Origin of the sequence: Bacillus sp. FSL L8-0199 (assembly GCF_038005705.1) — a bacterium.
Classification (GTDB): domain Bacteria; phylum Bacillota; class Bacilli; order Bacillales; family Bacillaceae_G; genus Bacillus_A; species Bacillus_A cereus.
Genome location: NZ_JBBOTS010000001.1, coordinates 3,160,814 through 3,185,303 on the forward strand (window position 1 = coordinate 3,160,814; position 24,490 = coordinate 3,185,303).

Sequence of the window (24,490 nt, forward strand, 5' to 3'; positions counted from 1 at the left end):
TTGATTATTTGTAATATAGTAATAGCCATTTAACTATCTATAAGATAATTTTTTTATATTTGATAACCATATGCCTATCAATCCCATTATTTTAGTCTTATTTTTTTTCCAATCTTTATTATCTCTCATCTATCTTACGTTTTATGTATGCAGCGATTTCTATTCTCTTGTTTAGCTATGTCTCTTACATTTGCAGAAACATGAATTATTCAACCGAAGATTTATAATCACTCTTTACATTTTTTAACCCTTCTATTACATTATTTATTCTTATCGATAAATCTTTTATTTCCTCTACTGTCAATTCACCTTCTGCCTCTTGAAGATTAAACATACTTAGCCTCTTTGTTATACCTTTAATACGCCCAACAAAAACCATATGATGATTGACTGCTATTTCTCCTATGGCAGTATCAACGATAACATCTTCAATCTTTCCTACATTATCAAATTCATCCGCTAGTTTTGCTATAGCATATCGATACCCTCTCTCTTCATCTAATAACTCTTCGTACGCCTCCCGAATTGCATGAAATAATTCATCATACTCCCAATCTTTCATACATCCTCCCTCAAAAAAATCCCCACGCTTATGTGAAAATAATCTTTCAACACAAATATGAGGACTTCCTTATTTCATTACTATACTTTATACATTTTATTCGTTAGAATCTTCGTCTTTCAATTTATATACTCTATCTCTTTTCTCATCACTTTTGACAAAAATAAGCTTTTCTTCTTTAACAAAACCTTCTAATAGTAAGCATACTTGCCCATATGCTTTAGGCTTATTCGTTGTGAATCTTTCATCTGATATTTTACCAGCTCGTATTAATTGTTCGCATAACTCAAGTGCACTTATTTCTTCAGAATTAATTAATTCTAAAATGTCCTTTTGTAAGGGCGATAAAGGTACGGGAATCTCAGCTACCTCTACCTTTCCTCGTTTGTTTTCTTCTTCAAATAAATCTTCGAATGAAATTTGATTCATACTTCTTTTCCTTTCTAACGATTGATTTGTATAACATGAACTGAATCCTATAGCGTATGTATTATTATGTATCACTTACCTTTTTTCAAAAATCTCAAACTCATGTACGTCGTTTCATATAGTATATTTCGATTATACCAAATATACGTTCTGTTTTCTATTGTAGAATTCGTTATAATAGGGATGAAAGTAATAATGAACATTTTCTCGTTGTTAATTGTATACTCTCTGTAAAAAATAGAAATATAATCTGTAAATTTGTATAATAAAATAGTACGAGTGAAATTTTATTATAGAAAGGTTCTGGTAACATGTTAGGTATTCATGTTGAAAAAACAAAAGATGAACTAATTATTTCATGGCAATTCTCTAAAATTCATATTCCATTATGTGAAATCACTGAGGTAACGGAAGATAATACATATGCTGGTGTTGAAGAAAAAAGCGCAATCCGAATTGGAACAGCATATGGTACAACTGATCGTATTTTAATTAAGACAGTAAAACAAAATTATTTATTATTCACTACTAATAGAGTATCCATTTTAAATAAAATAAAAGCTTAATTGTTTTTCTTCCTATATTTAAACGTTAAACACTTTCATTCTATTATAGGAAACGCTACAAAAGATTCGTTGATTACTCCTGCTCCTAATTCGGAAGCGTATGGTGAAACTATATAACACAAACACCCTAGCTCTTCGCTAGGGTTTTCTTAGTTTTATCTATAATACAGTAGTTCTACAATTCTTATTTATTTTTATGAACTCCTTGTAATTGACTAATAACCTCATTGGCAGTGCCCTCAAATCTTTTAGGGTTATCAGCAATAATTTCATTAAGTAAATTAATTATCGTTAGTTGTATATCATGATTCATTCCTACAAGTACTTTAGCATACTCACTTCTATATAAATCATTATTTAAAATTCTTATGTTTAGTAGCATTGCCCACTCTTTTGCACTTTCAACCATTTTTGGTAAAGCTTTAGGCATCTCTGTTAGATATTTTCCCATTTCAAAATCTTCAATAAAATGAACTAGACCAAACATAACTTCTTCCTCTTGTGTTTCATCCTCAAATACTATACACAACTCTTTAATAAGCTTCTCATCATCACAATCTGCTAAGTTTTCTAATACACTGTCAAACTCTTCACATTCCGATTGATTTTTTAAAAATCTACAACTATATAATCTCTTAACCTCAGATTGATAGTCCATATAAATTTCTCCTTTTAAATGAATTGGATAATTAAATTAATATGATCATTAGTTTTCAACTTTTCTATTACATCAATATATGCCTTCCATCTCAAGTTTACATTTTTAAATATTCAGCAATTTCCACTTCTCCTCTTTCAATAGCAAATTCGTAAGCTCCCATCTCTTTCATAGTATCCCCTGTATACTTTACAGTACTATCAATACCATTCTGAACAAGATACTTTACAATATTAAGATGCCCACCATAAATCGCTGAGAATAGAGGATTTCTATTTGGGTCACTAACATCTAATATTGCACCATTATCAAATAAGTACTCTACAATACCAATTTCACCTTCACTAGCTGCATGTGCAATAGGCGCTGACTTTGGTACACCTTCATTAAGGTTAATATCCATACCAGATTCAACAAGAAATTTTATCATATCCAGTTCACCAGCTCTAGCTGCAGCATGTAGCCACGTTCCATAAGGCGTTACAAAATCAAGCAAACTTTTATCAGTAATAATGATTTCTTTCGCTTGTTCTATATCCCCTTTTTTAATGAAATCATAGATTTTTATCGCTTTTCCCTTACTTTCCATAGAATCCCCCTGCACTATTTTCATCTAGATTAAACAGTTAGACATTGACTACTATACATTTAGCTAAGTGCTGCTGAGAGAGCAGATTTAAGCATAGTATCAAAATCGTAAAAAGTTTCCATATGCTCGCCTGAAGGCTTGTCTAGTTCAACAAATTTCTTTTTGGAAACATTATAACAATACCAAGCTATATCTGAATCTCCGAAAAAAATCAGCTCCTCTTCGTCTTTAATTGATTCCCATATTTCATTAGCGTCAAAAAAACTATCTACCTGGTTTATTGGCTTAAAATCTAAAAAACTTTGGTCAATCCCATATATTATTAACCCATTAAATTCAATTCCATTAACTGTTTGTAAAAATTTATAGTACTGCTGGGGCAATACATCTTCACCAAATTTTTCTACTACAGATTTACGAAATCTCGATAACTCCTTTTCATTAGTAGGTAAATTCAGTTTTCGATTTTGGTTCTCTCTTATTTTTGAGATATGACTAATCTTCTCTCTCCACATAACATCACCTTCTAATAAATATTTAATTCTTTTCGAGGCTAGAATTGCATAAAGTAATCATCAATAGTACATCTAATCATAAGGCATTGCTTTCAAATTCCCCCTTGCTTTCGGCATGCCATTCAAATATTTTTCGAATCTCCCCTAGCTAGTTTTAACCATTTTATTTATCTAGATTGATATTTTAACGAAGCATATCAAAGCTATTTTTATAACCCTATACACATACTTTAGAGTTATTTTATATAAAGTGGATATTCGCTCATTAAAATCCATTGACTTCTCCCCCTTTTATAACATTGTTATTATAATTTTCCACATATTTTCACATCATTATGTTCATAATACGTTCAATTAATCAATCATAATAAACCATTACTTTCTAATAACTGATACCAATCATCCTCTTTACTTCCTACAGTCTCACTAATTCCTCCAAACTGAACAAACTTATTACCTAATTCACAATATCTTTTTCCTACATAATAATGTTGTAAGAAATTATTAAAATCACCATATGACTCAATAATAAAATTTTGATTACTTAATTCTCCATACAAACAAGAAACTTCTCCATTCATCTTATTAATAAACAATGGATATCTTTCAATTTTCCCTATACAAATCCAATTATCAGCACCACCAGGCATGTCCTCCGTATAAAATTGAATACTTTCGCGTTTTAGATGACCATATATAGTAATTACTCCACCATTCAACATTTCATATTTTTTTATAATAAAGTTATAATCTTTCAAAGAGCCTTCTTCTAATTTTTCATCAATCTTTTTTTCTACCTCTACAATTTCACCAATAAGCAAACAAAATGGATCATTACCTAAAATACCCTTAATTAATTCTATTTTTTCTAATACTGATTTCTCCATTTTCTACTCCCACTCATTATCTATTTAACTAAGATATAACTATTACTGTACCCCTTTTAAAGGTTATTATTTTTCACTTCATCAAACCACTCATCAGCAATATGGCTAGCTGTTTTAACTTCATCATTCGTATATACTAAATCATACTTATATTGAGCTTTAAACTTGCCACTATGAACATCATATATTAATTTCATCTCAGTTGGCATGTCACGCTCATACCCTTTGCATAATTCTTCAATTTTCTCAATATCTTCACATATAATGCGCAATACTATAGACTGTCTTTTGATAGACACATCATATCTTCTGTCTCCATCTTCCAATGCATCATTTACTTTGTGACATTTTACATATTTATTGTTAATGCAATAAAAGAAACTTCCCGAAATAATGCCTTCCTCACGCGAAGCATAAACGTACACTTTATCCGCTCTATCTTCAACATATTCCAAACATATACATATCATATCAGCTTGCAATTCACTAAACCTTTCCTCAAATTCTTTCATATTACTTTTTCACTCCTTAGATTAAAATTCAAATAGCAACGTCTTGATACCCCACTTCAGTTACTTTTTCATTTAGTAAACGTATTCCTAATCCATTCTCTCTATCCCACGTACAATCGAAAGTTATCCCAATATCTCGCTCTTCATGAATATCTCCATATGGGACTACAATTCCAACTAATGTGATCCTCCTAAGTAATTGGTCAATTGTTTCGATATACGGATAATTTTCATTAAATCCAATATCATACCCTAATTGTTGACGCTCTTGCTTGTAATAGTCTAAAATCACTTGTAAAAAAACTTGCTGCAATTGTTCCCAATTTTGCAATAATGAATTATAAGCAGTATATTGTCCTTCATCAAACTTACCGTCTTCTTCACCTTTTACTATCAATGCTATTTCAACTTCTTTTCCACAAAATTCAACGTTAATGTCCTTAACCCATCCATATGTATACTCAATCTCACCAAAAACTGCATCATTTATAATCATTTTTAACTCTCCCTATTTACTCCCTTGGATTCATATCGATTTCTCTATTCGTATGAAAGTTACCCTCTGATATTAACTGTTTTTTCCAGTCATTTCTATACTCAGTATAGTACTATCAATTGCTAATTTTCCAATTAGTTTTTTCGCCTTACCGTATGGAAATCTCTCTACTAATATATAAGGAAGTTTTTTTGAACCCTTTAGCAAATCTACCGCGGCAATCTCAAGCCCTAATACGTTCTTTATTCTTATTAAATCTTTCAAACCTTCACTAGGAGTTTTCACTAACACTATATTACAAATATCAGATGACTTATGTATTGTTTTCTGTTCTATTTCACTTACACAACCACTATTCACCCATTTTTTAAAATCAGCGGTAATTACAGTAGCATGGCTTGGATTCATATCCCCAGAATCAATTACTACCACCTCTTTTTCCTCTGCATGTTGAGCCATTAAAAATACATTACCACCACCGTCATCACCAATTGAGACATACCCCCTCGCATACTCATCTACTTCCCAAACCTCGTTCCTTTCTGCAATATACTCCGTACCATAAATAAGTAAACCACCACCGATTGAAAAGCCATTTGTACATCTCAATAATTCCTTATATACATTAGGTAATGTAACATTCATGCGATTTTCTACTGCTTGAATTTCAATATCACTCGCTGCTGACTTTTCTATCAAATCTGGAATATTAGATAGATTAATCATTTAATAATCCCTCCTAAACTATTAAGATATTTAAACGTATCGCCTGTCATCTCTCTATAATCGTTTCGCAATAAATTTCATGAAATTCATAAAGTATGTCGGTATGTAAGCCTTCATTTTTCATTTGGTAAGTAGACAATCATTTTCCCTTCGGGGTACTCACCTTTCCATCCACAGGGCCATCCTCCCATTTTATACGCCTTAAATACCTTTTCATAAAAATTATCCACCTTTCCATTTACTAAACGATTTAGTGCACACATCTCAAGGTCTCTTTCTACTTCCTCAAGAATATTTATATGATCAATAGAAATAAACTCCTGATAATAATTATAGTTATCAGAAAAAACTTCATATAACATATCTTTTTTTGATTCCATATTAGGGTTATAAGTTCCTTCTAATAATTTTGCACTTTCATCCGATTTCATATCATCCCAAACGATTTGTGTAACATCCAAATCTTGAGACCAAGCCAATTCCTGTGCTTTATCAAAATCATGAATTATTTCAATGTCATGTAATAATTCATGTAACTTTATATCATCCCTATCAAATAATCTTCTTTTTTGTATATACCCGATAACTTCCTCAACTAACTTAGTATTTTCACCATACTTCATCCCTGTAGCCACCTTCCGCGTCCGTCGTCCTTCGTTCCCATTCTTCATACTGTATTCACTTATGGATATTCTTTTGAATTTCATTGATTTTTTGTAAGTATCTTTACTCATGCAGAGCTGCCTCGAAACCCCATTGCCCTTGCTTCGAAATAAATTCTAATCAAAAACAACTCTCAATCCTAAGTTTTACGATAAATAAAAAACATCCATCTTGAAAAAAGATTGATCAAAATGGATTCTTCTTCAGCAGATTTTTGATTGGGCTTTATAAAAAATCCAAGCATTTTCTGCCTGTATTGCTCCATCATCGTGCCTGATTATTCTCTTAAAAGTGAAGAGTTGCTATTAAACTTTCTTAATATACTCATACACTTCTTTAGGTTTTATATTAAGCATGTGGGCAATCTCCGTTATTTTCTTTCCTTCTTCCTTCATCTTTTTTACTTTTATCTCCATTGTTTGCTCATATTCTTCTGCAATATCAAATAATGGACTTAATAAAGAGTTCCACATTTCAAAATCAGTAAATTTATTTCTTTCCAAAAACTCATTTAACAATATATCCAATTCTTTAGTTTGTATCATTCTTTTACCTTCTAACACTTGTTTCTCAGTTAGAAAATCACCTATATCTTTCATAAAATTAATAAATGATTCCATGGAATCTGCAAGAAAATCGCCACCACTCCAACTATCCATTCCGTGCATGAGTGAAGATATAGGGTATCCTTCCTCACTTAAGTCAATAATAATTGGATCTCCACACATAGTTTCATATGCAATAACAATCCAATTTGCATCCCAAGTATCTTCCTCATCGGTTACAAGTGAGTTTCCATCGGTGTCAATGCTGTATCCTACTTGAAATTCATCTAATTGCTCAAAAGAACATACATCAAAATTTACATACTCTCTAATTTTTTTATATTCTAAGTTAATAAGTTCTAAATTTCTCTTTATCTCTACTTTTTGATGATAAGAATTAAATTGTATCATTGTCATTTTTACTACATCCCTATTCATACTTTATATGTATTCTTTTGTATCTGGTTGTTTACTAACAAACTAAGCCAAGAATATTAATAATAGATATTGTTATTTTTTCTTTGCTGTATTCCCTACAGTTATTAGAAAACAAATTACAATGAAACTATAACACCAAATTCTCTACATGTTCTCAAATGTCTAATAAGATATTCACACCAACATTATTTACTAATAACTCGGTTAAAGATGGTGCAATTTTAACTGCATCCTCCATGTCCAAATTTCCAAAACTGTTATAGTATATACCAAAACCATCTTTACCTTGTAGATAAATTAATGCACCCCCACCTTCATCATCACCAATTGCGAGTGAATGAAGAAGGTAATTCTGCACTTTATAAGCTTCATTCATTTCTATGCAATCCGAAGCTCCCCATATCCTAATATACATTTGGTCATTAACATTAATTTCAACATTTGAAGCTAGCTGAATCATTTCTATATATTCTGTAGGTACATCTATTACTGAGAAATGCTGAAGCGCTTTAATTTCTTTTTCTTTCGAAGGAGGTTCTTTTGTATCAACAGTATACATAGCACTGATATTATGTAGTATGTTCATTTTAATTTTAACTTTCTATTAATCATGTAACTTACTTAAAAACTCTGTAAACGTATTAGCAACAAAAAATACATTTTCTCTTGCCAGTTCTTCTACTTGTGCTTCTGTTAAACCTTCTTGACGCATTAACATTTCTTTTTCGCCAGCATTCTCATGCTCCCAAAAAACTACAATTGGGTTTTCTGTATTATTTTTATAATCTAAACACATTAAATTTCCAGCTGGATCAATTGCAATAGGGAATACTTTTTGCGGAAGCGTAGGTTTGTATATTTCATACTTTTTAACAATGTACTCACTACTTTCCTCATCAAAACTAAATAAACTACCAAAGCAACGCTCTACATTGCCTACTTTAAATTCTTCTGGTAATACACTCGCACCTCCATTTATTTTTACACAATCAATATAATCTTGAGGTAACTGGAAGCCTAATTGTAATCCAATTTCTTTAATCTTAGTTTCTAATACTTCTGCATCAGCATATTCCCACTCTAAATCTTTTCTCATCTAATACCCTCTCCCCATAATTTATTTCCACCAAGATGGTTAATGCCATGAATATCTGTTAATACTAATTGCATCTTTCCAGGAACCTGATGATGGTGCCAAATAACCTCCTTTGTTCTAGCTACTCCCTTTTCAATCTAATCAAGCTGTTGTGGAGTAAACAATTCTCTTGGCACTTTACCTTTTTCAATTTCCTCTTTTTATGTCCTTTTACACTTTTTAAACTGTATATCATCTGGCTTAATATATAAACTTTTATCTAGTCTCATTGTAATCTTAGAATATCAAGCGGACAAACTATAATATCAATGGTAATGCCAATGATATTAATATTATTGAGGATTTGCGGGCGAATATCGGTTTTTGTTGAGAAAACAGTGATGAAAAAGACGAGCTTTTTTATTTAAACTGATTGATTCGAGTGTATGTTGGAAGTGGTAATGAATGCTTCTGAGCATTTACAGAACTTCTTTACAAGCAACGAATCGAACGAGACACGAGAAAAGCTATCCTTGAAGTTCGTAAAAACAAAGAAACCATTAACTTAAACGAAGATGCTAAATAACTCTTGTCATGAAATGACACTTAAAAAAGTCAACAGACCACTACATTCTCCTAACGTCGCTGTTGACTTTTCTTATTGGAAATGTATTTTTGGCAGTGCCCAAAGAACTCACAAAATAGTATCAATTTCCTTTTACAATTTGACCAATATCTTTCTCATCTTCACTTATCAAATCATAAAATCCTACATGAACACCTTCTTTATACAACCAACATAGGTCTGTTCCATAGGGCGCATCAAAAATTTCTAACATAACTGGGGCTATTTCCAATACAGAGTTTGCTCCTAAAACTTGAAAATTACTAGAATCATTTACATATTCATCATTATCTTCTGAAGAGTAAATAGTCCACCCATTTAATTGAGGAACTTCTGATTTTTCTCTAAATGTATAACGTATTGGTTTTCCGGATACAACATTCTTAGAAACAATAAAACCTCCATAGTCAGAATTATTAACTTTCATATTCACACTCCTCAATAAGAGTTAATAAATCATTTCTCAAAGAATACTCTTTGGTATAATCCACACATGATCTTTCAAATTATACTTTGAACCACTACTAATCCACACCTTTTGCTCTTCTAATTTCAATTATACAATATTAACAATCTATTTTCTTTTATTAATATATACCGCGCATTATTCATTAAGTTTAAATACATTTAAAGCACTTGTTGTCCAAAATAACAATCAAGTGCTTTAATTTCATATGATTTATAAGTAACATTAATCCATCACTATTCTTTTTTTCAATAGTCCAAATAAAGCTAGTTAATTTGGATATTTTACATGTTTACTCGCTAATAATGCAATTCTATTTTTCAGAAAGTTCATTAACAAATTCAGAGAAACTTTTAGAAATTAGTCGGATGTATTCCTCTCTTAACTCGTTATCTTCTTCAAAGTAATCCATATCACAATGATATACACTACCTCTATCTTTCCCATCAATTGATAAACAAATCAAACTCCCCGCTGGGTCAATTCCAATTGGAAGCAAATTACTTGGTACCACTTGCACCAAATTATAAATTCTTAATTTCTCTTCTAGATTTATTTCATTTTCTATTGATAGAGGAAAAAACATTGAAACAGACGATGTTATTACGCCTTTCTTAGTTGTATCATTAGTTTTAAATCTTCGTTGCTCAGTTTTCCCTCCATTTTTAGACAGCAAAAATTGTTTATAATCAGCAGGTAACAATATACCATACTTATTTTCGAAATCTTCGATATCTTCAATGCCAATAGGGGTAAAAGTATATTCAAAATCTAAATTCCTCATACAATTAACCTTCTTTCCTGTTCATTTTGTTTTTCTCAATCAGAGTATAATCTCTCAATCAATTCAGAAAAAGAGTCGCATATTAATTTAATTTTATCCTCATTCACTGATTCCTGATCATAGAGAACTACTGACGGAGAATCTTCAGCACAGTAATTAAAACAAATCAGTCCCCCAAATGGGTCTCTTGCAAATGGAATAATACCTTCCGGAAGTGAAGTTAATTCATAAACAACTTCTATATTTGCATCTTTGCTTGTAAAACTTAATAGACAATCAAAGACTGCTCCACCCTCATCATCATTAATATCATAAATATTAGGCTCAGGATAACCACCGTTATTTTTTTTAATGCATTCACGGTAATCATCTGGAAATCTGACACCAAATGAATTCTCCACAGCAATAATTACTTGCTCATCTATCGCTCCATCCGTAAATAGCCAAGTTACTCGGCTCATTTTATCATCTCCAAAATAATTTTCTTCAGTTTACCTGTTCTACCGTTATCTCCACCACCCAAAATTGCTCTACCACCTGTATGACACGCAATCTGATGTTCATAGTAAGCTGCCCGTAAAAGCCCCCCATTGGTGAGGGCTGATAATCAGTGGGGATGAACAAAACCCCCAGTTTCACTTTATTCACTACCTTTAACCCCACCACTCTCCAAATTCGAGATCCTACTCTGAATACTCGCCTTTGAGGCATCATGGGCTTCTTGGAATTTCCCGCCATAGTTCGTTCCAGTTCTAGCGACACTTCCATCTGGCAGTATTTCTACACCTTTAAAGATTTGGGATACAGAGTCCGCACCTTTTGCTAATGTATTTTCAATTATATAATACTGGTAATTTCCGTTAGGTTTAATTCATAAAAATAATTTTTAAACATTTATAACATGCCTATCTAATAAAAAAGCGCTTGATTGTCTTTCGTAGACAATCAAGCGCTTTAAGTTCATTTGTTTTTAAGCAGCATAAATTTATAAATTTTGTAGTAACAATATGACACTTGTTATACTTCATAACAAATACTATCTAAAAACTTACGAGTTTGTACGAGTTCGTTAGTTTAACTACTTTCTTTCGTTGAACTACTAAAAGAAATTTTCTATTTTCAATAAAACTACATTCTCGAACTGTAATCAATTGTAAATACCTTTTTATCATCTGATCCTTGAATTCAAATAAAAAGTTTTTAATAGAAATAAAAAAGCTCAATACGGTCAAATTAATGATGTACTGAGCACATTAATTACTAAATATAATTATAAAATTTTTAGTTCAGATTAACGCACGTAATAATTAACACTAAGTTTATTATTTGTCTTTCAAAAATTTCAAATACTTTCCATCTTCTACACTAAAGCATCTACCTCTAGATTTCTTATTAGCTATTTCTAAATACTCTCTAGCTTTAGAGAAATCCCCTACCTCATAAGCCACCTTGCCAGCCCAGAGTTCTCGTTCACCTGTATCTCCTCTTTCAGGATCTGCAACAAATATTTTATCAACCCATTTTTTCATCCGTTCAACATCATTTAATAAAATAGAGATATCTAAAATACCCCATATTATTAAAAAGCTCTCGTCATAAGTTACCTTATCATCTGGAAGCTCTCCCCATGCTTGCTCCAATAAAAAAACAGACTCTTCTAAATTTCCCTTATCAAACGCTTCATTACTCTTATCCATTAATCCTTGTATATAAACACCCTTTTCACCTGTTACATAAGCCATTACATCTACCTCCTAAATTTCATCTTTAATCACTTCAAAATATTTATCATCTTCACTATAAAAAATCGAATATCCTTCAAGTATATATGCCCTAAGCAAATACTCTTTAGATTTATTAACTTCTCCTAATTCATACAAACTTTCACCGAGACGTAACATAATAAAAGGGTTTTCTATTCCATCAGGACAATTAATTGCATTAAATAAAAATTCTTTAGCAGCGCTAAAATCTCCATTTATATAACATGTGTCACCTAATGCTGTATAAATCCATGTACTTGCTGCCCAATTATATTTAGGTTCTGGCACTAAATATAAAGCTTCTAAATACATTTTTATTGCATTCTCATATTCAAAACGATTAACTAAGTTATCACCTTCAGAACATATACTTACTATTCTTTCATACAGTTCATCCTGTAATTCCAATATAAACTCCCCCTAATTATCTGGTGGTAAATATGTCTGTCCTAAACTAGCACCCTCAGAACGGTTTTTACTATAGTGTTCCAAATAATAATTATCTGGATCACGCATCCAATCTCTTACTTCTTTAGACTTTGGTCCATACTTCCGTCCAACTTCATTCCACCAAGTAACTGCATCTATTTTATGTGCCATATCTGCCTCACTTAACGGACGCCACTTATTGTTACCGTCTAAAAATTCAGTTTTACCACGTACTGTTCGTATTTTTGGTGGATCTTCATTTTTCATTCTCTCTATTACTTCTTTACCAGTTCTGGAAGCTTTGCTAGGTGTACTACCCATATATTCCAAACGTTTAGTGCTGCCACTTAATTCAGGTAAACCCACTTCTTTATTACTTGCGTAACCCCCATCTGGTCGGTGCCATTTTCCATTTACATCTTGATAATAACCTTTAGGAATATCACCCGTAACCCTATGTTGTAATCTTAAACCCTCACAATAAAAAAGCAAACCATGTAAACCTTATTAAACTACTTCTTTTTCTTCTACTATCGGCAATTCATATGCCGTTTTATATTTCATCATGCCATATACAATGTTTACAAGCCTTCTCATAATACATACCAATGCTTGTCCTTTTGTTTTTCCTTCTTTAAGCTTCTTTTGATAGTACGCATGAAACACTGGATTTCGTGGCATCTTACTGCCTTTTGCTACTTGCACTTGCTGCACCACTGCTAAATTATAAAATAAAGCGTGTAGCGCCTGTTTCCTTGTTTGCTTTTGTGTGTCTTACCTTTCCCACCAGAACCAAAGTAAACAGGCGCAATCCCCGCAAATCGTGCTAATTTGTTGGCATTTGGAAATCGTCTTACATCTTCAATTTCTGCAATTAATGCTGATGCCGTCACAAGTTCTATTCCCGGCATCGTCTCTAATTGATAATCTAGTAGATTTACTAGCTGTTTTAATTCTCTTTCGATGTATTTCATTTCTTTCTTTTTAAACTCAATCTCCCGTATAATACTTCTCACTAAAAAGTCTCGTGTGTCTTAATATTCCTTCATTGTATGTCCATCTTCTTTTACAAGTTTTAATATGTCGCTTGCTTTCTTTACCGAACATGTATTGTGACTAACCTCTACTAAAAAAGCCGTTAATTGCTTTATATTTGCCCCCTCTAAACAAGAGGGTGACGGATATTGCTTCCAAAATGCTAATGCTGTTTTTCCATTTTCTACGCTAAAACACAAAAAAGCACTTGTTGCCTTTAATTGACAATCAAGTGCTTTAAGTTCATATGTTTTTAAGTAGCGTAAATTTGTAAGTTTTGTAGTAACAGTATGACACCCTTTGTACATCATGACAAATACTATATTAAAACTTACGAGTTTGTACGAGTTCGTTAGTTTAATATACATTCCATGTGTTTATATTTATCGCCCGGTAAAATGTCATCTCGCCTAAGCTCGTACTTTATTTTCTATTCTATCATTGCACATAACACTCTATGATGGTACAACCATCATGGAGTATCTATTTTCAAACGCCCTATTATTTTTTCTGTCTTTCATTTAGTTAAATAGGATTATTCGGAAATTCACTATGATATTTATCGATTAACGCTTTATATTCTCTATCATTTGGTACTTCTCCTAAGTATTTATTTTTCCAAATAATCATTTGGTCACTAAAACCATATTCTGTATCGAACCAATTTGTATAATCATAATGCATCTTAAATTTCCCACTACTCTCAAGAGTCATTGTAAAGGAATACCAAAGTTCTTGCTGATTATCTTTAAAAACATTTCTTAGTTCATCACTCAACTCAAACAGCTTTCTTTTATTTTTTTTAAATTCTTCTTTATCAATAGCATAGTTAAATGGGATTTTCACACTATAATTAAAGCATTGTCTATTTTCAGGTGTATTATAAAAAAAGTACGTTCCCCCTCCAGTTTCCGATATCTGAGCATAAAAATAAAATTTCTCCCATTCTTCTGGAATCATTTCATTAACCGTTTCAGCTATTTCTCTATACAACTTGTTCATTTCTTTTTCCACTTTAATCAACCTCCTGCGCGATTTCTAATCGTTTTCTCAAATATCCCTTTTCCTTCTATTTCATAAACTATTTCAAAATAATTTGGTCTTAATGACGTTCCTTGATAAACTGGTTCAATTTTTACTGATACTTTTTTAGGAGGCTTCCCACCTAATGCATTAACCCATTCTTTCTCCATATTATACCATTCTCCACCCGAACGATTAATTTGTTTATTTTGAGCGATTAAATTATCAATATCACCGGATCCATGGAATTGCGTCCCTATCAAGTGCCCACCATCATCAGGCAATCTATCTTCTCTTCCTGCAGCCACTTGCATTCCTGTGTTTCGTTTTCCTTTTTAAAGTATTAATCCTTCCGCCTCAACATCTACTATTCTACCAAGTTCATCTGTTGTATATTTATAACCATCCTCAGTGATATAGCGTACGTTTGGCGCAAGTTCTTTCCTTCCATTTTTTCCTTTAACAATGTGCTTCCCAAGATCTTTCTCTTTTATTTCAGTTATCTTAGGAGTTTCACCCGTACCCTTAACCCCACCACTCTCCAAATTCGAGATCCTATTCTGAATACTCGCCTTTGAGGCATCATGGGCTTCTTGGAATTTCCCGCTATAGTTCGTTCCAGATCTAACGACACTTCCATCTGGCAGTATTGCTACACCTTTAGCGAATGGGGTTACGGATTCCACACCTTTTGCTACTGTATTTTCAATTATATAATATTCCCGACTTAATCTATCTAACAATCCTTAAAAATAATCTATATTGATTTTCACTAATTTAGCAATCTCTAATATCTCTAAGAAAAAAGCACTCGCTACCAATCATAGGTTTTCGAGTGCTTAAATGTATATACTTCCCATCATATTTAAATCATTTTTAAGATTTGTTCCTTCACATTTTCGTCAAACTTGGCTCCTTCTACCTTTGCTCCTGTCCAAACTACATTGTCAAGTTTAGCACCGGTAAAATTCGCGTCAGTAAAATCACCATTTAAAAGGGTCGCTCCTGTTAAATCTGCGTTTGTAAAATCTGCATTTCTAGCGTTTACTTCTGATAAATTAGCATCTTCTAAATATGCTTTTTCAAAGTTACCTTCTGTAAGATTCGCGTTGCTGAAATCCGTTCCCGAACAGTCGGCCTGTTTTGCATCTATTTTATATAAATTTGCTCGTCGAAAAGTAGCATGATTTAATATCGTTCCAACTAATTCTCCATATGAAAAATCAACTTCATCAAAACATGTTTCAAAACAACTACTTATATTTACCTTTGCATATTTCATATTGGCTTTAGAGAAATTAGCTTCACCAAATCTACAATCTGCAATATGTATTTCCTCTAAATTACAGCTCCTGAAATCAGCAAACTCAAAATCACAATCAAAAAAAGATGCTCTCATTAGTGAAGAAGCTCTTAAATGGACTTGTTTTGCCATGATACCCTCTGCCATCACCTCTGACAAATCTGAAAAAGTAAGATCTAAATTGCTCATATCTAGCCCATCTATAATTTCATCATTGTATTGAGATCTATTTAATATTTCCATGACTCTTATTCTATCATTATTTTTCTCATCCATGATTACAAATTCCTTTCATTTAACTTTCCAGATACTCCTTCCAAGCAACATTTGGAGAATAAGTTACAACCATTCGACTTTCATGAAAACTTGGCATGGCCATTACTTGAGCTGGTTCTAAGTATTTCATTACATGTAACCAACTATCAAGTAACATATCTATATCGGCTTCTAATGGATTTTGTAAAAGGTCTATACAAATCCCACCCCAATCCAGCTCTGATACGACAGCTGGGCTATTTAGTAATAATTCCTTATCAAACATGTCTAAAATATGACCACTCAAATATGTTTTAGCGCCTACCCCCAAAGGACCGTTAGGAAGAAACCTTACCGGTATAGGTAAGGCAGACATATTCATCCACATATGTAACCGTTCACGTTCTGTATTCCATGGATAAGACGCTTTCCAAAAGATTTGCGACACCCCAAAACGTGGTTTTACAATTTCTGCGATTTGATCGGATAACTCAAAAAAAGCAGACCATAAACTTTTAGGTATTGATTTATGAAACTCAAACTCAAGATATGACCTATGACTCCAGTTAACTTTAAAGCTTCCTCTATAGTGCACTGCTTTATCACGATACAAATGTACTTCTGATACTTTACGTTCCAAAATCACCTTTTCAAGAATTTCCTCACGATTATATTCTACCCGTACAGTTTCACTGTTACCCCAATGAGTAGGAGCAAATTTTTCATTCGAATCAAACACGCTCAAAAGACGACCTAGTATCTCTTCCTGATTAATCGATACTGTAGGATACATTGCAATTGTAAAATAATTAGGTTTCATTTAAATCCCCCTTAATACTAAAAAGTAAAGTTACATACTTATCTATATTTTTATCCATATACCTCCACCAGGGATATCTGGGTGCGCTTCCCACTTATGTGTCACTTTACCACTATTTGGATCAGTATAGAAAATGTCACTCTCTTTCGCTAAAGGCCCACTTGGTCTTGGATGAGGAGGAATCCCATTCAAATCGGGTTTATCGCTTGATATTGTCACAATATGACTTCCATTTTTATCTTCGAGCATCTCTCTTTCAGCTCGCATTTGGCTGTCATTATGAATAACGTGTTCTTTGTCACTTATTTTGTGTTTGTGATCATGAACTAAATCGATTTCATCCTTAGCATTACGACCTATACTATCTGGACGCGTAAGATGCCCTTCACTGGATGTATACGTAACAACCTTGCCAGAGTTATTGTCCTCTAATGTACGATTTAGGTGTTCTCCCAAAGCTTTTCTTCCTTTTATTTCTTCTTCTCTTCCACGCTCTTGACTTTTCTTTAAATTTTCACGCTTAACATCCCACTCTTTACGTTCTAAAGGCTCTTTTGTTTCTTCACAATGACGATTATACCTAATGTTATCTGCTTCCTTATAATCCCCCCGTGCTTTGGCTTCATCTATTTTTATTCGATAGTATTTTTCTCTTTCCGGGGTTAGTTTAATTTTGTTTGGGTTTGCGTTACTACCACCACTACCCTTAGCAAGTTGATAAGCGTCATCCTTAGCTGCCGTACTTGCCTTTGAAAACTTTCCAGCTACTTCTCCAACAGTTGAAGATTCTATATAAGGAAGCTTCATTCCTATTCCAGTATCCACCGTCCTAACTGCTACTGGAATAGGAGTATTTTTCATAGCATCTAGTGCATTCTTTAAAGTCTTATTTTCCTTAAGCGATTGTACCACATTATTTCTACGCTAAAACGCAAAAAAGCACTCATTTCCTTTAATTGACAATCAAGTGCTTTAAGTTCATATGTTTTTAAGTAGCATAAATTTGTAAGTTTTGTAGTAACAATATGACACTTTTTATACTTCATAACAAATACTACATTAAAACTTACGAGTTCGTTAGTTTAATATACATTCCATGTGTTTATAGTCATCACCCAGTAAAATGTCATCTCGCCTAAGCTCGTACTTTATTTTCTATTCTATCATTGCACATAACACTCTATGATGGTACAACCATCATGGAGTATCTATTTTCAAACGCCATATTATTTTTTCTATCCACTTCACATAAAATTTATTTTTCATTCATCATTATATTTTTTAATCGTGTAATTTACTTAAAAAATCAGTAAATGTATCTGCAATGTAAAATACATTTTCTCTTGCGATTTTCTCTGCTTCTTCTGCCGTAATCCCTTCACTTTCCATCAGCGCTTCCTTTTCCCATGCATCTTCATGTTCCCAAAAAACAACAATTGGATTTTCTTCATGATTTTTATAATCAAAGCAAATTAAATTTCCTGCTGGGTCAAATGCAAATGGAATTAATTCTTTAGGTAATGTATCACTAAAGTCATTATATACTTCAACTATATATTCGTCACTATTTTCATCAAAAGATAATAAAGTCCCAAAAACTCTCTCATGATTATTCACATTAAATATTTCTGGTTCCACATTAGCACCATTATTCACAGCTACACATTTTATATAATCGTTTGGAAATTTAACACCTATTTCATTACCAATTTCCCCTACAAAATCTTCACTTACAGTTGCATCAGCAAATTGCCACTCTACTTTTCTCATCTAATTCCATCTCCCCATAATTTATTTCCACCTAAGTGATTTACTTTATGTACTTTTGAAATAACTAATTGCATCTTGCCAGGGACTTGATGGTGATGCCATGTTAATCCTTTTATTCTTGCCTTACCAGCATTTATTTGAGCTAATTGACCTGGAGAAAACAATTCTTTTGAAATCTTGCCTGAATCAATCGCTTCTTTTAATTTCCTTGTACATTCCTTAAATTGTGCCTCATCTGGACTAATATGTAAATTCTTATCTAGTCTCATTTTCGTTTTAGTATTCGAATATGTTTCTGTTAGTCCCACAACTTCTTTAAACTCTTCAACACTATCATATCCCTTAGGCACAATTGATCTATTAATCAAATTTCCGTCTTTATCGTAATTATTTTTAATTACTTCGTCAATTTCAGATCTATGAACAGCGTTACCCGTACCCTTAGCAAGTTGATAAGCGTCATCCTTAGCTACCGTACTTGCCTTTGAAAACTTTCCAACTACTTCTCCAACAGTTGAAGATTCTATATAAGAAAGCTTCATTCCTATTCCAGTATCCTCCGTCCTAATTGCTGCTGGAATAGGAGTATTTTTCATAGCATCTAGTGCATTTTTTTAAGTCTTATTTTCCTTAAGCGATTGTACCACATTATTTCTACGCTAAAACGCAAAAAAGCACTTGTTGCCTTTAATTGACAATCAAGTGCTCTAAGTTCATCTGTTTTATAAGTAACATTAATCCGTCACTATTCTTTTTTCAATAGCCCAACTAAAGTTAGTTGATTTGGATATTTTACATATTTACTCGCTAATAATGCATTCCTTAATTTAACAGAGAATATTTTAAGATTTATTTTGCTCTTCATATTCTTTCATCTCTTCGAATTTTCTTCGCTCATTTTCATTACTCGGTTTCTTCCCTAAATATTTATATTCAAAATAATCCACTCGGTCATTCGGTCCAAAAGTAGATTGATACCATTTAGTATACCCATAATAAATTTTTAATTTCCCCTCAGATGTCACAATCACGTCAAAAGGTTTATAGACTTTGTCTCAAAATTTTAAAAACCTTTTATTCAAAACCGATAACAATCCATTCATCTACAAAATCCCAAAAGTGAACATTATATTTAGGCTGACTCTTAGCTGACCAAAAAGTAGCATTGTTATTCTTACAATTTTCATAATCTATAGCTATGTAGCTCCCCATACCATTACTAAAGAATCCAAAAGATGTTTTTAAATTAATCTTTATAGGTTCTTCCAATTCATCTATAATCCCCCACTCTAAGTCATCATCCCCAAAGTAAGTTATAGCTTCTAATGGCATCAATCCCATCGATTCACTTGTGTAATCATAAAATCCATTATGAACATTTTCATAAAAGTCCCTAATAGATTCAGGAATTTCTCTCCATGAAGATTCTAATTCCTCATTATTAAAACTATCTTTAGGATTTCTTCCTTCATAATATAAATCTTCTCCACCTTGATTTTTTATTGTATACAAGATTGAATAGGTGTCCTCACTTATCATCAGTTCAATATCCTCAAGGTATTCTGATAAGTAAGCAATAGTATTAGATAAATTATTATCTACATATTTTTTCCATATACTTAAAATTTTCTTGATTCTCTTTTCTCTATTATGTTCACTAAATACTTCCACCCATAAATCAGGAATTAAAGATGCATTTATATTCTTAAATTCATTTGCATTAATCAATTGAATATCTTCATTATACTCTCTTAATATATCTAACTTAGAACTCATTTTTCCCCATCCTTTTTAATATTATTTTATATTATTCTTTTTTAAAATCATCAATTTGTTTTTGCAATATTCTTTCAAGCTGTTTTTCTCTTGTAATCATCTTGCTCCTAAAGTCAAGACTAACTTCTATCTCATCTGGTGTTCCCTTTTTATAATGTGTCCATTCTTCATACGATTTAGATTGCTTTGAAGTGTTTGCAGATTTACTTAATCCTGTAAAGTTTTCTGGGTTATTTAATACTTCTAACTGTTGTTTTTCTGTTAAATTACCAAAACCATCCATACTTGCAATTCTGTCCATAGACACAATATGATCTGCTTCTAGTGAACCTATAAAAGTTTTTCCAGGAAGAGCCTGATCCTCCGTTTCTATCTTTTTATTGTGGCCTTTATTTACTTGTTTTCTTATTTTTGCTGTCGGTGTTTTTTTTCTTAATGCTTCATATTCTTCATCTGTAATCTTTCTCTCACCGTACCTAGGAGGAATTCCACTATCCCCCGTACCCTTAACCCCACCACTCTCCAAATTCGAGATCTTACTCTGAATACTCGCCTTTGAGGCATCATGGGCTTCTTGGAATTTCCCGCTATAGTTCGTTCCAGATCTAACGACACTTCCATCTGGCATTATTTCTACACCTTTAGCGAATGGGGTTACGGAGTCCACACCTTTTGCCACTAGACCTTTAATGAAGTAGTCCGCATCATTAATCTTATCTACGGTTTTCCAGCCTTGTATTTTTAAATTTTTTAATAGATTATTTTCCTTAAGCGATTGTACCACATTTTTACCCAAATTTGGATTAAAACCAGGCATTCCTTCTTTGAATTTTAATAATTTGGCTAAATCAGCTAATTCACTCGTCCCTTTGAATGCTTTTACTCCTTTTCCTACTGCTCCAACAACTGGGATTGCATCTAATCCGCCAAAAATGATGTTTCCTACCCGCTCTTCTTGGCTCAATTTCCTATGTGTTCCCCAGTCTTCTCCGTCGATACCGCTTTTTATTTGTACACCTCCGTATACTACTGCGGCAGCGGCCCCGAGTGGTGGACAAAGGATTGTTGTGATGATGATTCCTACGCCTATTCCTATGTCTCGCACCATTTCTAGTTTTTTCTGTTCATCTTCTATCGATTTGTATTCAAATCCTCGTGTGGATGGGACTACTTTCTTGTATTCTTCATAATTTAATTTTGCATCCGGATTTTGTTTTTTTAGTTCTTTGTATTCCCCTCTCAGTACGTTATCAAATGCAGGTGAATCTCTAAAAATATCTTCTACTGTTATTTTATCTTTCTTCTTCTGTATTGTTTGTGGTACACTTCCGTAGCCTGCATGCGCACCTGGTAATACTGTCGTTGTTGTAGAGCCAATTCGGTTATTTGTTTCAAAACTGAGAATAGATGTATCTCTCATTTTTTGAGCGAATTTATCCATTTCTACTAAAAAAGGTTTATCTATATGTTCAGAGACTAATCGCCCTGCTTCTCCGCAATATTTTTGTAATGTCGAATAACTATCAAGTAATTCCCCGATTTTTTGCGATTGATCTTTAGGATTAAAATGGATACTACCATCCGAGTCTAAATCTCGTATTCTTCCATCAATTCTTTTTAATGATTCATTTGCTTCCCGTAATTTCATGAGTGCATCTTTTGTAATTCGATTCATACCATCCCCCATGTTTTGCCATGGTTCAGGTCTATATTTCACATCCATCTCGTTTTCATCCCCCCAGCCGTATGGTGATTTCTACAACTTACTTAATATTTCACGTAATTGTTCGTCCTTTTCAAGCATTTCTACACATACATTTCCTACAACTGTCGCTGACCTAGAATAGTGTTCAGCCAATTCTAGTGTTTTGTGTAATATATCAGGATATTTTTCAATTACTCTCATCGCTTCACCTTTTTGATAAAAATCACAGCTTAATAAACTCTCAATATTCGTTCCAATGACGTCTACATGGATTTTATATATATTTTCTAACTTCATTACTATATCAAGTAGTTCTTGAAAATTAACTAATACTTCTTCTCCACCACCAGAACCACTATCTCCCATTGATACTTGCATTATTGAATACCTCCTAACGAGAATTGTCTCGGGTCAATTAACTTTTTATATGGCATTTTTAACACGTCATACAATTTCTTATTAATCGCATAGAGGCTCACCCAGTCATATCGATTACGATCTACATCGATTTGAACGAAATCTTCTCCTTCAGTAAAATATAAGAAACATTCCCATTTTCCTCCTCTATTACTTCGAGGTCTCGTATACGTTTCTATCGCTATAACGTCTTTATTTGATAAATCTTTTTCCTCAAATGTTTGTTGTTCTGCCTCTGTCATTCTCTTTGAGAAAAATGTATCTTCTATTTCCCTCGGTTCTCTCAATAAGAAAGGAATGCGTGTTAATAATGAAAAATATACGTCCGGCTTTGGTATGTAGTCGATCTCGTATTTTTTATTTGGTTCTATTTCTGTTAATACAGCCACACGGTCTTTATCCTCTTTTAAAAAGCCAATTAATACATTATTCATTCTCGTGTATTCATGACAATTTTCATATTCCTTTAATAGTTCAATTATTTGAAAAGCTGCAGGGGTAATTCCATTTTCACTTGTAAGTAGGCCTTTTTCTTTTAAACTCGTAGTTGCTTTCGTGACACATTCTGCATCAAGTAAAATAATTGCGTCACGGTTTGGCAATCCAAATATATCGGTAACCCCAGCTGCACCTGCGAGAACATATAATTCAGCAGGTGCAAAACTCATTTCTTTCCCCATTCTTTTATCCCTCGTTTCTCCATCACAGTTGTTTTATCGCCCTTACTTCCGATTTATCTCCGTACGTTTGAATGCTTTTATCTAACTCTTTCAAAGCTTTCGTATGTCCTTCAAATGCCTCTACCATTTCTGAATTATATTGAATGATCAAATCAAGATAACTTAAAAATGCATCTCTCGTTTTTCCATTCCATTTCGCACCTGTGACATATGCTTTTAAGTCTTTCGCTTGGTTTAAAGAATCCTTCATACCATTTTCAATGTTTTGTGCGTAAGAAATGGCACTTGCAGTGTTACTTCCTATAATTTCAACCTCTTTACCACTCATGTTGGTTCCCTCCATTCTTTGTATGCTTAATGGATAAGTTTTTCAAATTCCTTTTTCTTTTCTTCAAAAGCCTTGGTCGCTGCAGCGTATGCTGACGCTTTCTCCGATTCTGCTTTCGCTTTATATTCCAAATACTTTGCATAAGCTGTACTTTTTGCAGATCCAACATCGCTTAATGCACTTTTAAAATAGGATACTAATGTATGTAATTCTTCATCCTTTTCATGACGTTTTTGTTCAAATTCAACTGCCGGAATTTTATTAGCTTCTAAACCATTACTTTTACTCTCATAATCTCTCTTCGCTGATTCAGCATCTTGAATGAATTGCTTTAACTCTCTTTCTTTATCTTTTAAATAATCATGTAAATCATCATACCGATCTCGTTTCCTCGCACTTTCTGTAAAACCAGACGCATTTAAAAAAGCATTGTACAATTCATCTAACATCTTTCTCCCCCTTTAGCACAATAACTATGTAGTTAAATTCGTATATTTAAACATGAATATTCATTACATTAAGAATTAACAAATAATTTTTTTACATATTGCTATTTTATCAAAGGGATTTTAACATTTCCATATTTTATGAATGGCTTTCGCATTTTTCTTCAATAAAGTGAAACTTTAATCAATATGACTATGTATTTA

33 protein-coding genes and 5 pseudogenes are annotated in these 24,490 nt (G+C 32.7%); 1 reads left to right on the forward strand and 37 read right to left on the reverse strand.

All coding sequences use genetic code 11. The features are described from left to right. Nucleotides 1-205: 205 nt before the first annotated feature. Nucleotides 206-562, reverse strand: a complete 357-nt coding sequence (locus NST86_RS16365) for an Imm3 family immunity protein (RefSeq protein ID WP_000656073.1) — start codon at nt 560-562, stop codon at nt 206-208. Between the two features lie 96 nt (nt 563-658). Then, nucleotides 659-991 (reverse strand): DUF3895 domain-containing protein, encoded by a 333-nt coding sequence (locus tag NST86_RS16370; protein ID WP_001071932.1) that lies wholly within the window; start codon nt 989-991, stop codon nt 659-661. Nucleotides 992-1,302: 311 nt separating this feature from the next. On the opposite strand from NST86_RS16370, the gene NST86_RS16375 reads away from it, so the two are divergent. Further along, entirely contained in the window at nt 1,303-1,557 is a 255-nt protein-coding gene (locus NST86_RS16375) for a SunI/YnzG family protein (RefSeq protein ID WP_000900619.1), read from the forward strand. Nucleotides 1,558-1,741: 184 nt separating this feature from the next. Here NST86_RS16375 and NST86_RS16380 read toward each other — a convergent pair whose 3' ends face one another. The 35 genes and pseudogenes from NST86_RS16380 to NST86_RS16550 all read right to left on the reverse strand — a co-directional run bounded on the left by NST86_RS16380 (nt 1,742) and on the right by NST86_RS16550 (nt 24,289). After that, a complete protein-coding gene (locus NST86_RS16380) occupies nt 1,742-2,215 on the reverse strand; it encodes an Imm30 family immunity protein (protein WP_016118277.1) in 474 nt (157 codons plus the stop codon). A 97-nt stretch (nt 2,216-2,312) separates the two neighbouring features. Next, entirely contained in the window at nt 2,313-2,804 is a 492-nt protein-coding gene (locus tag NST86_RS16385; RefSeq protein WP_000444063.1) for an ankyrin repeat domain-containing protein, read from the reverse strand. A 59-nt stretch (nt 2,805-2,863) separates the two neighbouring features. Then, on the reverse strand, nt 2,864-3,319 hold the full coding sequence (locus NST86_RS16390; RefSeq protein WP_061663076.1) for a YrhA family protein: 456 nt from the start codon (nt 3,317-3,319) through the stop codon (nt 2,864-2,866). 362 nt (nt 3,320-3,681) lie between these two features. Next, nucleotides 3,682-4,206: a hypothetical protein gene (locus tag NST86_RS16395; protein ID WP_061663075.1), complete on the reverse strand. Its 525-nt coding sequence runs from the start codon at nt 4,204-4,206 to the stop codon at nt 3,682-3,684. Nucleotides 4,207-4,262: 56 nt separating this feature from the next. Further along, a complete protein-coding gene (locus NST86_RS16400; RefSeq protein WP_061663074.1) occupies nt 4,263-4,718 on the reverse strand; it encodes an immunity protein YezG family protein in 456 nt (151 codons plus the stop codon). A 28-nt stretch (nt 4,719-4,746) separates the two neighbouring features. Continuing rightward, nucleotides 4,747-5,214, reverse strand: a complete 468-nt coding sequence (locus NST86_RS16405; RefSeq protein WP_061663073.1) for a DUF2004 domain-containing protein — start codon at nt 5,212-5,214, stop codon at nt 4,747-4,749. 72 nt (nt 5,215-5,286) lie between these two features. Beyond that, a complete protein-coding gene (locus tag NST86_RS16410; RefSeq protein ID WP_061663072.1) occupies nt 5,287-5,940 on the reverse strand; it encodes an SMI1/KNR4 family protein in 654 nt (217 codons plus the stop codon). A 113-nt stretch (nt 5,941-6,053) separates the two neighbouring features. Beyond that, nucleotides 6,054-6,674, reverse strand: coding sequence for a cytoplasmic protein (locus NST86_RS16415; protein ID WP_372584797.1), 621 nt, complete (start codon nt 6,672-6,674; stop codon nt 6,054-6,056). Between the two features lie 234 nt (nt 6,675-6,908). Then, nucleotides 6,909-7,565, reverse strand: a complete 657-nt coding sequence (locus tag NST86_RS16420) for an SMI1/KNR4 family protein (RefSeq protein ID WP_000177840.1) — start codon at nt 7,563-7,565, stop codon at nt 6,909-6,911. A gap of 175 nt (nt 7,566-7,740) precedes the next feature. Then, a complete protein-coding gene (locus NST86_RS16425) occupies nt 7,741-8,172 on the reverse strand; it encodes an SMI1/KNR4 family protein (RefSeq protein WP_001023210.1) in 432 nt (143 codons plus the stop codon). Between the two features lie 18 nt (nt 8,173-8,190). Continuing rightward, a complete protein-coding gene (locus NST86_RS16430; RefSeq protein ID WP_061663070.1) occupies nt 8,191-8,682 on the reverse strand; it encodes an SMI1/KNR4 family protein in 492 nt (163 codons plus the stop codon). Then, a complete protein-coding gene (locus NST86_RS34880; RefSeq protein WP_223262117.1) occupies nt 8,679-8,819 on the reverse strand; it encodes an HNH endonuclease in 141 nt (46 codons plus the stop codon). Before NST86_RS34880 ends, NST86_RS16430 begins: the two co-directional genes overlap by 4 nt. A gap of 549 nt (nt 8,820-9,368) precedes the next feature. Next, complete coding sequence (locus tag NST86_RS16440) at nt 9,369-9,713, reverse strand: DUF2185 domain-containing protein (RefSeq protein WP_061663069.1); 345 nt, start codon at nt 9,711-9,713, stop codon at nt 9,369-9,371. 352 nt (nt 9,714-10,065) lie between these two features. Then, a complete protein-coding gene (locus NST86_RS16445; protein ID WP_061663068.1) occupies nt 10,066-10,536 on the reverse strand; it encodes an SMI1/KNR4 family protein in 471 nt (156 codons plus the stop codon). A gap of 35 nt (nt 10,537-10,571) precedes the next feature. Next, nucleotides 10,572-10,997 carry an SMI1/KNR4 family protein gene (locus NST86_RS16450; RefSeq protein WP_061663067.1) on the reverse strand — a complete coding sequence of 142 codons (426 nt, stop codon included), beginning with the start codon at nt 10,995-10,997 and terminating at the stop codon, nt 10,572-10,574. Next, nucleotides 10,994-11,104: pseudogene (locus NST86_RS16455) on the reverse strand (HNH endonuclease); the annotation flags it as partial. The gene NST86_RS16450 and the pseudogene NST86_RS16455, both read right to left, overlap by 4 nt. A gap of 78 nt (nt 11,105-11,182) precedes the next feature. Continuing rightward, nucleotides 11,183-11,407: pseudogene (locus NST86_RS16460) on the reverse strand (hypothetical protein); the annotation flags it as partial. Between the two features lie 451 nt (nt 11,408-11,858). Continuing rightward, complete coding sequence (locus NST86_RS16465) at nt 11,859-12,278, reverse strand: hypothetical protein (protein ID WP_061663360.1); 420 nt, start codon at nt 12,276-12,278, stop codon at nt 11,859-11,861. A 12-nt stretch (nt 12,279-12,290) separates the two neighbouring features. Then, nucleotides 12,291-12,707, reverse strand: coding sequence for a tetratricopeptide repeat protein (locus NST86_RS16470; RefSeq protein ID WP_000422661.1), 417 nt, complete (start codon nt 12,705-12,707; stop codon nt 12,291-12,293). Nucleotides 12,708-12,719: 12 nt separating this feature from the next. After that, nucleotides 12,720-13,220, reverse strand: coding sequence for a GH-E family nuclease (locus NST86_RS16475; protein WP_061663358.1), 501 nt, complete (start codon nt 13,218-13,220; stop codon nt 12,720-12,722). 15 nt (nt 13,221-13,235) lie between these two features. Continuing rightward, nucleotides 13,236-13,957 (reverse strand): annotated as a pseudogene (locus tag NST86_RS16480) (transposase); the annotation flags it as partial. Nucleotides 13,958-14,288: 331 nt separating this feature from the next. Beyond that, the gene (locus NST86_RS16485; protein WP_061663665.1) at nt 14,289-14,777 is read right to left on the reverse strand and encodes an antitoxin YezG family protein; all 489 of its coding nucleotides are present in this window, start codon (nt 14,775-14,777) and stop codon (nt 14,289-14,291) included. A gap of 5 nt (nt 14,778-14,782) precedes the next feature. Beyond that, nucleotides 14,783-15,472 (reverse strand): annotated as a pseudogene (locus NST86_RS16490) (DNA/RNA non-specific endonuclease). A 179-nt stretch (nt 15,473-15,651) separates the two neighbouring features. Then, entirely contained in the window at nt 15,652-16,365 is a 714-nt protein-coding gene (locus NST86_RS16495; protein ID WP_000343658.1) for a pentapeptide repeat-containing protein, read from the reverse strand. 19 nt (nt 16,366-16,384) lie between these two features. Next, the gene (locus NST86_RS16500; protein ID WP_000804110.1) at nt 16,385-17,164 is read right to left on the reverse strand and encodes a hypothetical protein; all 780 of its coding nucleotides are present in this window, start codon (nt 17,162-17,164) and stop codon (nt 16,385-16,387) included. 42 nt (nt 17,165-17,206) lie between these two features. Continuing rightward, complete coding sequence (locus NST86_RS16505; protein WP_016118294.1) at nt 17,207-18,076, reverse strand: hypothetical protein; 870 nt, start codon at nt 18,074-18,076, stop codon at nt 17,207-17,209. A 369-nt stretch (nt 18,077-18,445) separates the two neighbouring features. Further along, a complete protein-coding gene (locus NST86_RS16510; protein WP_001233226.1) occupies nt 18,446-18,934 on the reverse strand; it encodes an SMI1/KNR4 family protein in 489 nt (162 codons plus the stop codon). Then, a complete protein-coding gene (locus tag NST86_RS16515) occupies nt 18,931-19,476 on the reverse strand; it encodes an HNH endonuclease (protein WP_241673164.1) in 546 nt (181 codons plus the stop codon). Before NST86_RS16515 ends, NST86_RS16510 begins: the two co-directional genes overlap by 4 nt. 300 nt (nt 19,477-19,776) lie before the next feature. Then, nucleotides 19,777-19,971 (reverse strand): annotated as a pseudogene (locus NST86_RS16520) (immunity protein YezG family protein); the annotation flags it as partial. A gap of 37 nt (nt 19,972-20,008) precedes the next feature. Further along, complete coding sequence (locus NST86_RS16525; protein ID WP_000095661.1) at nt 20,009-20,710, reverse strand: SMI1/KNR4 family protein; 702 nt, start codon at nt 20,708-20,710, stop codon at nt 20,009-20,011. 31 nt (nt 20,711-20,741) lie between these two features. Beyond that, nucleotides 20,742-22,433 (reverse strand): hypothetical protein, encoded by a 1,692-nt coding sequence (locus NST86_RS16530; protein WP_080451575.1) that lies wholly within the window; start codon nt 22,431-22,433, stop codon nt 20,742-20,744. Nucleotides 22,434-22,466: 33 nt separating this feature from the next. Then, nucleotides 22,467-22,793, reverse strand: a complete 327-nt coding sequence (locus NST86_RS16535) for a hypothetical protein (protein WP_001198201.1) — start codon at nt 22,791-22,793, stop codon at nt 22,467-22,469. Continuing rightward, nucleotides 22,793-23,512, reverse strand: a complete 720-nt coding sequence (locus tag NST86_RS16540; RefSeq protein ID WP_000514120.1) for a DUF5081 family protein — start codon at nt 23,510-23,512, stop codon at nt 22,793-22,795. The genes NST86_RS16535 and NST86_RS16540 overlap by 1 nt, the downstream gene beginning before the upstream one ends. A 22-nt stretch (nt 23,513-23,534) precedes the next feature. Beyond that, a complete protein-coding gene (locus tag NST86_RS16545) occupies nt 23,535-23,840 on the reverse strand; it encodes a WXG100 family type VII secretion target (RefSeq protein WP_000014535.1) in 306 nt (101 codons plus the stop codon). 26 nt (nt 23,841-23,866) lie between these two features. Continuing rightward, nucleotides 23,867-24,289, reverse strand: coding sequence for a hypothetical protein (locus NST86_RS16550; RefSeq protein ID WP_000883455.1), 423 nt, complete (start codon nt 24,287-24,289; stop codon nt 23,867-23,869). Nucleotides 24,290-24,490 lie beyond the last annotated feature (201 nt).